The 15,416-nt window shown below is 63.6% G+C and carries 8 protein-coding genes and 3 pseudogenes; 7 read left to right on the forward strand and 4 right to left on the reverse strand.

What is annotated here, in order from left to right:
• The first annotated feature begins 4 nt into the window (after positions 1-4).
• The 3 genes and pseudogenes from CJ179_RS34600 (at position 5) to istB (ending at position 4,171) form a co-directional block, all read left to right on the forward strand.
• Positions 5-2,443, forward strand: coding sequence for a site-specific integrase (locus tag CJ179_RS34600; RefSeq protein WP_237724009.1), 2,439 nt, complete (start codon positions 5-7; stop codon positions 2,441-2,443).
• A gap of 46 nt (positions 2,444-2,489) precedes the next feature.
• Positions 2,490-3,371, forward strand: a pseudogene (locus tag CJ179_RS34605) (IS21 family transposase); the annotation flags it as partial.
• Positions 3,368-4,171 (forward strand): IS21-like element helper ATPase IstB, encoded by an 804-nt coding sequence (gene istB, locus CJ179_RS34610; protein ID WP_095864382.1) that lies wholly within the window; start codon positions 3,368-3,370, stop codon positions 4,169-4,171. The pseudogene CJ179_RS34605 and the gene istB, both read left to right, overlap by 4 nt.
• A gap of 318 nt (positions 4,172-4,489) precedes the next feature.
• Here the strand turns inward: istB and CJ179_RS53830 are convergent.
• A pseudogene (locus tag CJ179_RS53830) lies at positions 4,490-5,424 on the reverse strand (YhcG family protein); the annotation flags it as partial.
• A 1,118-nt stretch (positions 5,425-6,542) separates the two neighbouring features.
• Here CJ179_RS53830 and mihF point away from each other — a divergent pair.
• The gene (mihF, locus tag CJ179_RS34625) at positions 6,543-6,860 is read left to right on the forward strand and encodes an integration host factor, actinobacterial type (protein WP_073366961.1); all 318 of its coding nucleotides are present in this window, start codon (positions 6,543-6,545) and stop codon (positions 6,858-6,860) included.
• Between the two features lie 81 nt (positions 6,861-6,941).
• On the opposite strand, the pseudogene CJ179_RS34630 reads toward mihF, so the two are convergent.
• Positions 6,942-7,116 (reverse strand): annotated as a pseudogene (locus tag CJ179_RS34630) (histone-like nucleoid-structuring protein Lsr2); the annotation flags it as partial.
• Between the two features lie 546 nt (positions 7,117-7,662).
• On the opposite strand from CJ179_RS34630, the gene CJ179_RS34635 reads away from it, so the two are divergent.
• Positions 7,663-8,142, forward strand: coding sequence for a helicase associated domain-containing protein (locus tag CJ179_RS34635; protein ID WP_073366968.1), 480 nt, complete (start codon positions 7,663-7,665; stop codon positions 8,140-8,142).
• A gap of 303 nt (positions 8,143-8,445) precedes the next feature.
• Here CJ179_RS34635 and CJ179_RS34640 read toward each other — a convergent pair whose 3' ends face one another.
• Positions 8,446-9,558, reverse strand: coding sequence for a hypothetical protein (locus CJ179_RS34640; RefSeq protein ID WP_073366960.1), 1,113 nt, complete (start codon positions 9,556-9,558; stop codon positions 8,446-8,448).
• Positions 9,559-9,818: 260 nt separating this feature from the next.
• A complete protein-coding gene (locus CJ179_RS34645; RefSeq protein ID WP_255284930.1) occupies positions 9,819-10,595 on the reverse strand; it encodes an integrase in 777 nt (258 codons plus the stop codon).
• A gap of 2,392 nt (positions 10,596-12,987) precedes the next feature.
• On the opposite strand from CJ179_RS34645, the gene CJ179_RS34655 reads away from it, so the two are divergent.
• Together CJ179_RS34655 and CJ179_RS34660 are read left to right on the forward strand one after the other, a co-directional pair.
• Entirely contained in the window at positions 12,988-13,908 is a 921-nt protein-coding gene (locus CJ179_RS34655; protein WP_073366958.1) for a ParA family protein, read from the forward strand.
• Positions 13,905-14,624 (forward strand): hypothetical protein, encoded by a 720-nt coding sequence (locus tag CJ179_RS34660; RefSeq protein WP_073366957.1) that lies wholly within the window; start codon positions 13,905-13,907, stop codon positions 14,622-14,624. Before CJ179_RS34655 ends, CJ179_RS34660 begins: the two co-directional genes overlap by 4 nt.
• The last annotated feature ends 792 nt before the right edge of the window (positions 14,625-15,416 follow it).

The raw sequence follows: 15,416 nt of genomic DNA on the forward strand, positions 1-15,416 counted from the left end.
CACCATGAGCGTCGAAGAACCCCGGGATGTTTCGGCTGGGCGGACGGCAGCCGGCCCGTCGGCCCGGCTGCGCCCGTCGGCCCGGCCCCCAGCGGCGGACTGGCCGACGATCCGACAGGATCGTGACGCCGTCTGGGCGCGGCTGACGCGTGCGCCGTTCGCGCCGGACAGGCCCGGCAAGCGACACCCGAACGCCTACAAGACCGGGGTGGGCCTGCTGCTGGACTGGTTGGCAGAGCAGCCGGGCCGAACCTGGCAGGACCGGTGGCGGGCGAGCGGCGCCGACGCCGACGGTCGGTCCTGGCGGCATATCCCGATTGCATGGCTGCGCGATCACGGCCACCCTGCCGGTTGGCTGCACGACTGCTTCTTTCGGGCGCTATATACGGCGGTGGCCGCCGACCTCATCCGGCCGTCGTTGACATGGCTGGTCACCGCCAGCTTCCGGGGCGGATCTCTGGTCAACGTCCTGGCTCAGTGCCGTGATGCTGAGGGGTTCGCGCGGCTGCGAGCGCTATGCTCGGCCGATCCGGACGTGTCCCCGGCGGCGGCGACTCGCACCGCCTACCGCGCCGCACTGATACTCGCCGCCAAGGGCGGCACCCTGGCCGATGTCACCACCGGCGATGTCCTCGAGCTGCTCGAGGCAGAGGCCGACGCCCGCGGAACCTCGGTCGGTGCCACCCACCTGTTCTACCGGACCCTGCGCACTATGGGGGTCTTCGCGGAGAACGCACCGGCGACGCTGAGGGAGCTGCGCACTGCCGGGCAGCGCACGCCGGAGGAGATGATCGACCGCTACGGGCTGGCCTGCCGTCCGATCCGGGATCTGCTGGTCGATTACCTGCGCGAACGCCAGCCTGTTCTGGACTACACCAGCCTGCACTCACTCGCCGGCTATCTCGGTGGCCTGTTCTGGGCCGACCTCGAGCGTCACCATCCGGGCATCGACAGCCTCCACCTGTCCGCGGCGGTCGCCGACGCCTGGAAGCAACGGCTGCGCACCGTCCCCAAGACGATCCGGACACCCGACGGGAAGAAGGTGCAGACCACCGCCGCGCGGATCAACTACCGCGAATGCCTGACCCCGGTCCGAGCGTTCTATCTCGACCTGGCCCACTGGGCCGTCGAGGACCCGGCCCGCTGGGGACCGTGGGTCGCCCCGTGTCCGGTCGGGAGCGAGGAGATCAACAGGCGAAAAGACAAGCGTCACCGCAAGTCCCGCATGGACGCCCGGACCCGGGAGCGGCTGCCCGTCCTGCCGGTCCTGGTCCGCAGCGTTGACCAGCGACGCAAGGACGCCGCGGCGATACTCGACGAGGCCCGCCGAACCCAGCCCGGCGAGGCCTTCACCGCCGCCGGGCAGACGCTGATCCGCCTCGCCCCGACACGCTCGGCGGCCGCCAAGATCTGGGCGCAGGATTCGGCGAACGGCGAACGCCGGGACCTCGGCCGGGAGGAAGAGCACGCGTTCTGGACGTTCGCCGCCGTGGAAGTGCTGCGGGCCACCGGCATCCGCATCGAGGAACTCTCCGAACTGTCCCACCACAGCCTGGTCCAATACCGGCTTCCCACCACCGGAGAGGTGGTGCCGCTGCTGCAGATCGCCCCGTCCAAGACCGACACCGAACGACTGCTGGTGGTCAGCCCCGAACTCGCCGACGTGCTCTCCGCGATCATCTGCCGGGTCCGCGGCACCACCGGCGCGGTCCCGCTCGTCTGCGCCTACGACGACAGGGAACGCGCCTGGTCGCCGCCACTGCCGCTGCTGTTCCAGCGCCGCTACGGCTACGAACACCGAGCGATCAGCGCCAGCACCATTCGTGACATGCTCACCGCGGCTCTCGCCCACACCGGCCTGGACGACCCCACTACCGGTGACCCAATCCGGTTCACTCCCCACGATTTTCGAAGGATGTTCATCACCGACGCCATCCTCAACGGGCTGCCACCACACATCGCCCAGATTATCGCAGGCCACCGCGACATCAACGTCACCCTCGGCTACAAGGCGGTCTATCCCGACGAGGCCATCCAATCCCACCTGGCCTTCCTCGCCCGGCGGCGGGCACTGCGCCCCACCGACGAATACCGCGTCCCCACCGACAAGGAATGGCAGGAATTCCTCGGTCACTTCGAGCGACGCAAGGTCTCCATCGGAACCTGCGGCCGGGCCTTCGGATCGGCGTGCATTCACGAGCACGCCTGCGTCAGATGTTCACTGCTCTGGCCCGATCCCGACCAAAGACCCCGCCTGGCCGAGATCCGCGACAACCTCGCCGCCCGGATCACCGAAGCCAACCGCGAAGGCTGGCTCGGCGAAGTCGAAGGACTCCAAGTCAGCCTCGCCGCCGCCGAAGACAAACTCGCCCAAATCGACAAACGCACCCTCAACACCGGGACCGTCGAACTCGGAAACCCGACCCTCCCCAAGGATTCCTGACTCAGGGCGAGACGGCCAACTAGCCGTCCCCGTCAAGTTCAGAGAATATGGCTTCCGGCCGGACTTCTGCCACGCGAACGACCCACAGTCGAAGGGAATCGTGGAAAACCTCGTCGGTTACGCCCAACGTGACCTGGTCGTTCCGCTGCTCACCGAGGCGAACCTCGCCGGCAGACCGGTGGATGTGCACGCAGCGAACACTGCCGCCAGGGTGTGGTGTCTTGAGGTCAACGCCGCCACCCATTCGGAGATCTGCGCGATCCCCGACCAGCGGATCGTCGAGGAGCGGGCGGTGCTCGGACCACTGCCGTCGCTGCGCCTGCAGATCGGCCCGCCGCCGGTTACTCGCAAGGTCGACCGTCTGTCCTGCGTCCGGTTCGGCTCCGCCCGCTACTCGGTGCCCACCCGACTGATCGGCACCACCGTCACCCTCGCCCAGGACGGTGGCCGCCTGTTGATCGTCGACCCGTCGGGCGGGGAGGTCGTCGCCGACCACGCACTCGCCGCGCCGGGCACCGCGTCGGTCCACGACGCCCACTACGACGGACCCAGGCCAGCACCCAGCCGTGGTCCGAGACCGAAAACAACTGTGGAACAACAGTTCTGTGACCTCGGATCGGCGGCTGAGGCGTTCTTGGTCGGGTCCGCCGCCGCCGGAAACACCCGATTGGGCTCCGAACTCGAGGTGCTGCTCGCGCTCGGCGCGGCGCATGGCACCGACGCACTGGTCGCGGCGTTGACACGGGCTGTCGCGTTCAAGCGGTTCCGCGCCGCCGACATACGCTCGATTCTCGCCGCCGGCACCGGGACCCCGCAGCCCACCCCGGCCGGGGACGCATTGGTGATCGACCTGCCGACCGTCCCGACTCGTTCCCTCGACGCCTACGCGGTCCCGGCCCGCACCGACCGACCCGGGGGCACACCATGACCAACACACCCACCAACACGACAGATGCGGTGGCGCCGCAACCTGTTCCGGACCTCTCTGCTGATCTCGACCGGGGGTTGCGCAGGTTGAAGCTCGCCGCGATCCGTCGCACCGCACCGGAGGTGCTGCTCACCGCGAAGACCCAACGATGGACCCCCGAAGAGGTGCTGCGAACCCTCGTCGAGGCGGAGATTGCGGCCCGCGACGCCTCCAACACGGCGACCAGACTCAAGATCGCTGCGTTCCCCGTCGCCAAAACCCTCGACAGTTTCGACGTGCCCGCCTCGTCGATCCCTCAGGCCACATTCGACTACCTCGCCAGCCTCGAATGGGTCCGATCCCGAGCCAATCTCACGGTTATCGGGCCACCCGGAACCGGCAAGTCGCACACCCTGATCGGGTTGGGGATCGCCGCGATCCACGCCGGCCACAGGGTCCGCTACTTCACTGCCGCCGACCTCGTCGAGACCCTCTACCGAGGTCTTGCCGACAACACCGTCGGCAAGGTCATCGACACCCTCCTGCGGGCCGATCTGATCATCGTCGACGAGGTCGGCTTCGCGCCCCTCGACGACACCGGCACTCAACTGCTGTTCCGGCTCGTCGCCGGCGCCTACGAACGACGATCGCTAGCCATCGCCTCGCACTGGCCGTTCGAGCAGTGGGGGCGGTTCCTGCCCGAACACACCACCGCCGTCAGCATCCTCGACAGGCTCCTGCACCACGCAACCGTCGTCATCACCGACGGCGAGTCCTACCGGATGCGTGAAGCCCACCAGAGCCGAGGTGACCGCCCCTGAACCATCCGCATCACCCGCAGGGAGCGGGGACTTTCACCTGGCCAAAATCGGGGACATCAAACTGGCCATTGACACTCGTCGCGATCTACGACATCGGGAGGCGCATCGCGATCTCGGGATGGCTCCGACCGCGACCAAGCGCCGGGTGATCAGTATTTGTCCAGCGGTGTTGGACAAATACTTCGGGCGGCGGTGCTCCCCGCCTTTCATGGAAGTCTGCACCTTGGGGCTCCGCGGCACGTGTCGAGCACGTCGTCAGCGACTTCCGCCCGGAGGCGTTCGACTAGCCAGCTAGGTCACCTTGAGTCGACCTCCGAGTCAGTGATCGACGTCGCCGCGCGATGAAGGGCTCTCCTTCAAGCTGGTGAGGGTCTCGCCCACAGCGGAAGCGAGTTCAACATCGGTGGGAACGAATTCACGGACCGGTGCCGGCAGGGGGTCGTAGGTGTAGTCGGCGACCGCCAAGGGTGCGGTGGTCCCGGCCAAGGAGTAGCGGACGACATTGTCGTTCCGTCCAGCGCACAGCAGGAGCCCGATCGTCGGCGCATGCTGGTTGTGGTCGCGCAGGTTTGCGTCGATCCACGACACATAGAAGCCGAGCTTGCCGACGTACTCGGGCTCGAACCGGCAGACCTTCAGCTCGACCACGACGAAACGGGCCTGGATCCAGTTGAAGAACACCAAGTCGATGTACCGCGGCGGGCACTCACGGGCCAGTTGACGCTGCGCAGCGGATCGCCGGGGGCGTAGAAGTCGTCACCGTCGACGTCGAAGTGGTACTGCCGGCCGACGAACGCGAAGCCGTGCCCGAGCTCGAGCAGGAACCGCTCCAACCGGGCCATCAGCGCGGCCTCGAGTTCGCGCTCCGCGACCCGATCGGTCAGATCGAGGAAGTCGAAGACGTACGGGTCGCGGACCAGTTGCTGCGCCAAGTCGGAGTCACCGGTGGGCAGGTGGTCGGTGAAGTTCGCTGGTGCTGCCCCGATCCGCTGGTCGAGTCGGTTGCGGATCTGATGGGATAGGACGTTGCGAGACCAGCCCCGCTCGAACGCCGCGGCCGCATACCAGTCGCGGGAAGCCTGGTCGTCGAGACGGTCGACGAGCACGGTCACATGTCCCCACGGAATTTGTCCAACCGCTTGTTGGACGAATGCGCTCCGGGGCCATGCCGAGGCGATCTTCCGCATGTAGTGCAGATTGCTGCGGGAGAACCCGCGCATCTCGGGGAACTTGGACCGCAGGTCAACCGCGAGCATTCTGCACCCGTTGCCTCATGCGTTACGCCCCCTGCTCACCATCGTCACGCCCCGAATCGGGTCGATCATCTGGAAGTTCATCCTTATCAGGCCATTTCGCGAGTTTCACGCGATGTAGACACGGGATCTTGCGCACGTACCCATCCTTGGTGACACACCGCTCGCCGATCCCCACACGACAATGCGGACAGGGAATATGAGCAACGAACTCGAACGGATCCATCACTCACCTCCAACGACCGCTACCTCGCCATACGCACCGTGACCGAACAGGGCGAATCATGCCGTACCGACGCAAACATCACCACCGAACTCCGCTGCGCAATCGATTCGGCGCGCCTCAACCCGGAGTTTCGCAAGCTTTCGCAGGACATCTATTGCGCCGGCATGCATAGGCATAGCGCCACCCACGCGACAGGGCCGGCGCTCGAATTATCCACCCTGCAGGAGAGCACTTCGGTGGAGAGCACGGATTGGGGTGGCACACGCGAGATCGCCTCTCGAAGTCGCACAGCAAGGTTCCAGAACGAGCGGGTACCACCTCAACCGAACAAGTAACTCCGTCGATCCCAAGAGTGCGCCACAACCCCATGAAAGGGGAGGCCCAATTTCAATCGAGCATGCGGGATCGAAGAAACGACGGCAAACTGCATAGTGGTTCCACCGGGCTGAAGACGGCGCGAACGGCGGCAACACACCGATTTGGCCGCATCGACCTTCCCGAACTCGACCTACTTCGATGACGTCACACCGCCCTGACGCTCCGCGAGCTGATGGTTCAGCGGAATCATGACGATCCTCCGGCGGACACCCGCCACCCGCGTCCTCTGCATTCGTCTCAGCCGCAATAGCTTCCGCTTGAGGCGGATCTGCTCGGCGATCATCAACCACCCCAGATGTAGGAACATGTTCGCTGTAAGTCAAGGACGTCCATCGCCAGCGAGGGACTCACACCTATCACTCCATCACCAACGGACATATCCGGCGGACGTGAAAAGAGACACCCGAAAATCAGTCCCAAGTCGATCAGTGGACGGGCATGTCCGCCCGACCTGGCACGATGACGAGGGACAGCCGGACAATCTGGCTGAACAACGCACTAAGGAGCAACCCTCATGGCATTGCCTGTCTTAACTCCGGAACAGCGCGCCGAGGCACTGGCGAAGGCAGCCGAAGCACGCAAAGCGCGTAGTGAACTCCTCTCAGCTGTGAAAGCTGGAGACCTCAGCGTCGAAGCGGTGCTCGCTAAGGCCGAGACCGACGAAATCGTAAAGAAGACGAAGGTGTCGGCACTGCTCAAGGCGCTCCCCGGCGTCGGATCGGTGAAGGCCGCGAAGCTCCTTGAGGAACTGTCGATCGCCGAGACCCGCCGTATCGGCGGACTCGGAGCGAACCAGCGCCAGGCACTGATCGAAGTGTCGTCCGCCTCCTGACCTTGGCCTGATCACAGCCTCCGGCCAACGCGAAATGAGCTGGCTGGAGGCTGTTTGTCGTATTCACACGTCAGCGTGAAGTCAGTGTGCTGCGCTGTACGCTTCCTCGATCTGAGCGGGGATACGTCCACGTGCGGACAACTCGTATCCCTCCGTGGTTGCCCATTCTCGAATTTCCTTTCGCCCGCTTGCGCCCCTACGAGGGTTCCACCGCGGGAGTCGCCCGACGTTTCCTACCATCGACCCGAGTTGCATACGGCCACTCCGTCGCTCTTCATTCGCACGAAAACTCCGAGAACCTGCCGTAAGTCGACTTCAGCCTTCAGGCGTAGACGTTCAGAGATAGCCCGTTACTCCTGCGACCACGGCCGGGTCACAGCGAGCGGATTCTGCCGCATCTCGGCGGCTGAAGGACCAGTGCAACAATGAATTTTGCGGGCCGGATAGAACCCCGCCTCAGATTCAGAACCCCAGAATCCGCGAGAGGCAACGGCGTACGACCGTGACGCATCTCAACAGTGCCGCGTGCCATCGCCCGCTGACCCCTTCCGTCCGAGCACGCTGGCAAGCGCAATTGAAATGACCTTCACGCACTTGTGGACCCTCGGATCCCGCACCGCTCAACACAAGGCCGGACAGCACGATCGAGCGGTCCGAGGCGTGCCGAGTCCAAGTCCCAATCTGGCGGTCGCCCACTGTTCTCCGGGTGATTTTCGTGACATGCGGTCAATCCGGTTGACATACTTGAAGATGGGCCTATCTACTTGACGAATATATGGTTTTCAAAGAAGGACTGATTTCGATGCGAACTCAGCGGTCCGCGGCCTCGGCGCTGGAGCTGTACTCAGCTTTCCGGCAGCAATACCCTCGAACCCCAATTCCGGAGAACTACGTAACTGAGTGCGGCTTCCGGCTCGGTCGCTGGCAATACCGCCAGCGCGTTGCTCGGATGCTCGGCACTCTCCCGGCAGAGCGAATTCATCAGCTCGATTCGATCGGATTCGTGTGGAGCGAGGATGATGCTCCTCTCCCAGCCGTGACCCGGACCGACAGCAAGCGACGTCGAATGCTGGCCGAGATCGCCGCTTATCGAGAGCAACACGGCAATGCACTCGTTCCCGCGAACTATGTCAACGCTGATGGCGAGCAGGTAGGTCAGTGGCTCTACCGGGCGGTGAAGAAGTGGAGAGCTGACGCGCTCCCTGACGAAGAACGTGGCCCACTCGCACTTCTTGGAGTCTCACCGGGACCGCGACCACGCGGACCTAGAACCGCAGCGTAACCGCCGACGCACAAATGAAGACACCGATCCTGCGCTCGCAGTGATGGCTACCGGCGCCTACGCATCTTCGTGAGATCTGAGTTGCAGAGGTCCCGGGTGCTCCAGGTGCCGGGAATGTCGCAGATCACCCGACGGCGGTTCTGACACAATGTGCCCCGGGGCATCGCATACGTCCGTAGTGCACGATGGAAATTCGCACCACTGCTCGGGTCTCAGGCACGGGGGCTGTTCATTGAACTCTCATCAGGATCGAGCCGTCACTCCGGACTTGGATCATCGGCCGGCGGTCGCACCGATCCAAGACTAGGACAGACCCATCTGAGCGAGTAATTCCTCAGTGCGACTGAGGATCGCGTCGGCCTTCCGATCGATGTCCTCGAAAGTCTCAGTAAGGTCCCCCAATGCCCGGACATCTGCATACTTCCGTGCGATGGCCGCTTCGTACTGCTCGGTGAGCTGATCCGGGTCGAGCGATACGCAGTCCGTCTCGTTCTCGGAGCTGTCGCCCGAAGCTGGAGACACCTCACCCTCCAACTCGATCGCAGCAGATGTCGTATCTGGCGGATCGGATCGGGTGTGCCTCGATGAGGCGGTGCCCGTCAGATATGCGGTAGCGATCGCCGAAACCGACTTGCTCGACACCCCTCGGCGATCGCGGCGGAGTGCAGCGAAATGCCCCCACTGATCGAAGCTGGGCAACAGGGGACCGTCTTGGCCCTCACACAGACCCGGAAGCTTCCCATAGGACTCAACCGTGTCATCGGAGATTTCGTGAGCACTGGCAAGACTTCGAGCGAGCACGCGGTTCGAGGGGTAGCGATCAAAGAACGCCTGCAGCCGCGCCCATCTCAGATAGATCGCGACGGGGCAGCAACGAGGGTTGTCCGCCAATGGATGGAGGTCCACATCGTGCCCGGCACCAACGGTCACGATGTTCCCGTCATACGTGATGTCGCTACGTTGAAGGTGCCCGACTTCGGTCGCGGATATTCCGACGATGCAGTTGAGAACCAGGAGCAGCGCATCCCTTCGGCCGAATAGTCCGTGAGGCCAACCGACCGTCGGCACGGTCGGCAGCACCTCGCGTGCGGCGCGAGAGAGTTCGTCATGCTTTCCTGCACGCGCTGACAGCGCCTGGCGGATCATGCGCGCAGAACCAGGCGCTGGGTATCCGCTGGCGGTGTGAACCCAATTGATCGCTGTGACACGGCGCCGTTGGGTGGCACGGGCCGCCGGATGCGCATCAAGGAAGCTCGCGAGAGCAAGAGGATCAGCGGGCAGTGCCGATGCCTGGAGCGCTGTGCACCAATCAGCGAAGAGAGCCCAGTCGTATCGGTAGCGTGAGCCCTGACCGCGCCGGGCGAACAGCGCGGAAATATCCTGCACGCCTTTGAGTTCTGCCTGCCCGATCGCCACTGTATGAGGTTATGCAATCCGACGTCGCCAAGCACGCACCCGAGTCACTGTGTCGCAACAAAGACCTCTTGCCGCCTGAGACGGGTCCACCGCGCGAATTCGTTCGGCGGTCACCCGCGGGCGTGTGCTGCGGTGCGAACGATGAACTCCGCCACAGCACCCTCGCCAGGCCGACCCTTTTCCCGGTGAGCTCCATGAGTGTTGTCGGCCCGGCGCCAACTTGTTCCGACGCTCATGCCCGACGCCCGATGCTATGCCACTCAGCCCGTGCGGCGAATAGTTCGGCAAGACGGCGAATCATTGTCCAGGCGCTCCGCAACAGACCCGGCCCGCAACGACTCTCCCCCGACCCGTTCGACGAACTCGCTTGAATGGCCTGCGAGCGCTGCGCGCCGGCGAATCGCGGCGTGGATCGCAGCCCCCGATAGCGCGACCAAGTTGATGTTGCCGTTCGCGCGGATGGCGCGGAAAACGGGTACCGCCGGACCGTTGACGCCTGGCGCCGTGGAAAGGCAGACGTGGCCTTCGAACTCGTCGTGTTGGTGGAGCAATCGAATTACACCCGGACGACCGAAACCGTCGGCAGCCGAAACCACCTCGAGCCAACGCCCGTATGCGCAGGGAACGCACATTGTGTGGTCCGGCGATGACTGGACGTGCTTGACCAACCCATCGCCGGCAAGGTCCTCCTGCAACCGAGAGCTCCGGATTCGCAGACCTCCGTCGCGGCACCACGTCACGTCGGCAACGGTGAGCGTCGACAGCTCGCTGCGCCGAAATTCAAACGCGAAACCCAATAACAAGAGTGCGCTGTCGCGACGCTCTCGCGCACGCTTGACCCAGGTGGTCGCATCGCGGCGACTCGAACCGACAATTCCTTCGAGCTCGCCGATGCGAAGTGGGTGTGCCCGTTTAGTTGGGCGGTCGCCGTTCTTTCTGTATTCCCAACGTGCGTTCGCGAGCGCATCCTTCACGCAGGGTGACCGACCTGGCACCGGCAATCCGCATACGCGATGCCAATAGTTGATGGAAGCCACCCACCGACTCAAGGTCGCAATGGAGTACATCCGATCGCCGGTCTCGGACCTCTTCTCCGCACTCTCACGCACATAGTCAGAAACCGCACGCGGATCGGTGGGCATCAACGAAACTTCGCGAGGTGCACACCAACTCGCGAACCTAACCCAGTCCTGCCGGTAGTTTCGCGCAGTGCTGGCCGATTTCATTCGGTCGAGTTCAGCGGTGATTCGAGCATCAACTCCTGGCAACGAGTTCGTCGCTCCGCCGACCGCGGGAACAGCAAGCATTACCTCCGCGGACGGCGAGCTTCCAGGGTGTGAAGCATCTTGATGGCTCACGTGCACATCATGACAGGCGTAGGCGTCGACTTCGTGGATCTCCGATGAACTGCGCCGCGATCGCGCCGCCACGGTCGAGGGTATCCCGTTGCTGGAAGTGGTGATGCACCGTGCATCACCCCTGTCACTGCCGCGGTCAGCGGTGTCACCGCTTGTCGGAAGTCGTGATGCACCGTGCATCACCCCCGTCACTGCCGCGGTCAGCGGTGTCACCGCTTGTCGGAAGTCGTGATGCACCGTGCATCACCCCCGTCACTGCCGCGGTCAGCGGTGTCACCGCTTGTCGGAAGTCGTGATGCACCGTGCATCACCCCCGTCACTGCCGCGGTCAGCGGTGTCACCGCTTGTCGGAAGTCGTGATGCACCGTGCATCACCCCCGTCACTGCCGCGGTCAGCGGTGTCACCGCTTGTCGGAAGTCGTGATGCACCGTGCATCACCCCCGTCACTGCCGCGGTCAGCGGTGTCACCGCTTGTCGGAAGTGGTGATGCACCGTGCATCACGCAGTTGCACCCCCGAGTGTCCACTCCCCATCCCCCTTCGACGCTCGAGCCATCCCCCGATGGCTACTCTGTACGCGGCGAGAGTCCGGCGCCGCTCCACGCAATTGACGATCACAACTTCCATCGCTGTGGTGATGTCTATACTCTGAGAAGGGCCCTGACCTGGGAAGTCCCCGTAACATCGCGTTCTACGATTCTTTTAGCGTGGGTCTGATAACCGATTGCGGAAGTGACTGGCCGCAGGTCCTTTTGTTCGGGATTCCGCCGGACTCCTCCTCGCCGACGAGGAGTCCGGCGGACGTATATGCTTGCCCGACGATCCGCACCGAAACCTCCTGGCCAGGCATTTCGTGGCCATTGGGCACTCCCTTTGGCCAGCACGACATGTGTGACGGTTCCCAGTTCGCCGGCATCAATTGGTCACCGGCTGGTTCTGCAAGACCGATACCTAGAGCTAGTTGATGCTGACGTAGCGAGTACGTCCGACTTTCCCCCGGTGTAGTCGGAATCCGCTGGAGTTCGTCCGTTTTCCTCGATTGGGCGCTCGATGAGGCCGATCGCAGGGAAGGTGCGTACCCTGCCGGTATTACGTCACGTGACGTAATATCGGACGGGTGCAGCGCCGTTCCAATGCTGGTCAGCCACAAGGTTCACCCGGGTATCGGTGCGGCTACCATGGCGCGTCCCGGGGACATGCTTCACCGATCATCGCACTAGCCGACGATTCCATCATCAGGTCGTGCAAGTGACCAGACGTATGGCCTTGCATATGGCCTTAAGAGGCGTCCGTGGGAATCTTTGCAGGAGTCGAACATCGACACCATCTGTGAACAGTCTGCGCTCGTGGTGGCGCTCAGATTGAACCTCGGCCAGCGCCTCAGCCCCTCCCCCAGATCGGGGATACGGCAGAAGAGGCCACTTCACCCCTCTGAGCAGGAGGTTCTTGATCGGCACGGCGCAGAAGCCGCGTGGCCGCCTTCGACTGCCGCTGGCAAGAACCAGGTTCCTGTATCCGCTGGAAAGCGGTGCGGCGAACGACTCATCGCCCTCCAGTCTCGTGCCGCGGAACGCGCAAAGGCCACTCCCCCAATGTGCAAAGCCAAGCATTCGGGAGGCCACACTGCCTCCATCCGAGTCGCTTTGGTGTGCACATTGGGAGCGAAAAATACCTTCTGACATGGACTTATGTCTATGACACTAGATATGGCCTTAGCTATGACGTAGGCAAGTACCTCAGCTCTGGGCGGACCGAAGATCCTACCAACGCCCTGATCAGGAACCTCTACATCGACCATCTCAATCACCTTGACCATGACCTGGTCAACCACCTTTGAATCAGCCATGTGCATGATCGTCATCCCGACCAATCCCACGATGGTCTACAAGACCTTTGTCATCACCAGTCGACAAGACCAAGACAAAGATCCGTGACACAGCCTTCCCAACTACTCCTGAACAGACACGGATCATCGCCTGAGCCACGGTGGCACTCATGACGTGTTACACCCCCTTATCCAAGGGCGTGTCGTTGGCCGTCCCACCTATCACACAGTCGTACCGTGCTAGGCATGTCACCAACGCAGCTCCCGCGCAGTCTGCTAGTCGCCAACCAAAAGGGCGGTGTCGGCAAGAGCTCAATCGTCGCAGCGGTCGCAGCCATGGTCTCAGCGGCGGGACGCCGGGTACTCGTCGTTGACGCGGACCAGCAAGCGAACGTCACAACCTCGGATCTGGGTGCCGAGGGGGACAACGGGAAGAGCCTCAGCATGGCCCTTCAGTACGCACACCCACTAGGACCCATCAGAGAGGTCCGACCGAATCTCGACCTCATCTCCGGGGGACCGGCACTCGCGGTTATCGGCGCGATCGCGGCCACCGCCGCCCAATCAGGGATGGATCTGCGGGCCAATCTCGTCTCCGCCCTCACCGAATTGCAGTCAGTCGAACACTACGACCTTATTCTGATCGATTCAGGCCCAGGAGATGCCCCACTACTCGACGCACTGTTGGGTACCGCGCGGTATCTCCTCGTGCCGACCAAGGAAGACGATGCAAGCTTGTCCGGTGTGGAGCTCCTCGCAGCTCGCTATCTTCGAGCGCGTCAGAGCGGTTCCCTCATCCAACTTCTCGGTGTCGTTCTCTTTGATGCAAACCCTCGCGCGACAGCCCGGAACCGTGAGATTTTCGAGCAGGTTGAGGATCTGCTCGACGGCAGCGGCGCTGCGCCGTTCAACACCTTCATTCGGTCCGAAAAGGCAGCCGCCGTTGACCTCCGGAACGGTCACCTGACCCCTGCCGAACTGGTCGCCGCCGCCGAGGACCACCTGAAGAATCGGATCCAGCGACTACGCGACAAGAAGCGCATCGGCGAGCGCTTGTGGTCCCGAGACCCCTCCGGTCTCGCAAGCGACTACCAATCACTTACCCGCGAAATTCTCAGCCGCATAACGTCGGCGGAGAAGAATGAAATCTCCGGGGGAGTGGCGTGAGCGCCCGACGCCGGAAGGCTGCATTCAACCCGGGCGCCCTTGGAGATCTCGATGACTTGCTCCCCACGCTGAGCATCGTCACCGAAACGGTCGACGAGACCCCGCAATCCGCGCCCTCATCGGACGATCAAGAAGAAGAGGATGCGAAGGCCGTCGCGAAACCCTCACCCCTGGTGTTGCCCGAGCCGCCCGAATCAGACGACGCCTCGCCAGAATCAAGGAACGTCGAACCTGAAGCCGCCCAACCGCAGTCTGAAGCGTCAAAGCCGGTCCTCGCACCCCGCCGGAAGCCCAAAACACGCAACGACAGCAGCACCGCACCGATACGGACCGCTCCTCCTGAGGTCTATCTACCCCCGGCGGTGTACACAGCACTGCGCCAACTCACGCTCGAGGAACGGCAGCGCGACCGTGCGACCGCGCGACCGTACGGCCAAGTGGTCCTCGATGCAGTTGAGAGGCACGCTGGCGAACTTCAACGCCGTTGGAGCACAGAAGAACCTCAATCAAGCGCTGGGCTCTTCAAGCGGCGGGAGACCAGTGCACAACCGCGCCGCCGACGGCACAGCGAAATCCAGGCTCGTGTACCCCTTGCCGGGATCATTGCCTCCGATACCGCAACACTCGATGCGCTTGCCGAAGAGTGGTCGGCGGGTAGCCGCAGCGCGCTGGTCGAGCACGCACTCCGCCTGTATCTCGGTGTCAGGGCTGACTGAGACCGACAACCGAACCGGGGCACGCACGTCGATCATCGAAAGCGGCGAAGTGGTGGGCGGGGAGGATGGCCCCGGTGGAGACCCCTGTCCCGATATGGTGACGCGGTGACAGTGACCGCAACCAGGTTCTCCCGAGACACAATCGTGGGTCTCGTCGTGCTCCTCGCGTTCGGCCTCGCAGCGCTCGGACCCGGTCTCTCGATGGGCTGGAGTTGGATCTGGGGCCGCAGCGTTACCTCGGTTGCCGGGATCTCGTTCCTGATCATTTTGATATTCGGCGGCAGCGCTGCAACCGCGTACGCATGCCGTGGACTGTGGAGCCGAATCCGTCGCCCATCACGAGATTGACTGTTCGCCACGACACGATCAGCGCGAACGAACCCGCCGATGCACTATTGATCGCGACGAGGCACCGGACGGCCACCACCTGATCCTGGCTCACAACCCACGGCGCGGCGCGCGGCACTCGATCGGCAACCCCTGGTTGGACCATGACCATCCAGCACAGGGCTCCCGCGCCGCCCAATTACGCCGACGACGGCTTGCTACGCCAATCCGCCCTGCCCTGGAGACTCTCCGCGCCGGGCGCCCTACCTCACACCGCCTTACCGGGCTCCAACGGCTCAGCATCAGGCTGGATCGCGCGACCATCGTTGTAGGTCTCGGCTATCACTCTCAGTTGCGCAGCGAACGCCTCCTGCGTGAACTGCATCAGAGAGTACGGCCGCCCAGTCTTGCGCCGCACGAGGCGTACAGCGGCCCGGGCGAGCGCGTGCAGATCATGAGGCACAT

This window comes from Rhodococcus sp. ACS1 (genome assembly GCF_002300155.1).
GTDB classification, from domain to species: Bacteria; Actinomycetota; Actinomycetes; order Mycobacteriales; family Mycobacteriaceae; genus Rhodococcus_F; species Rhodococcus_F koreensis.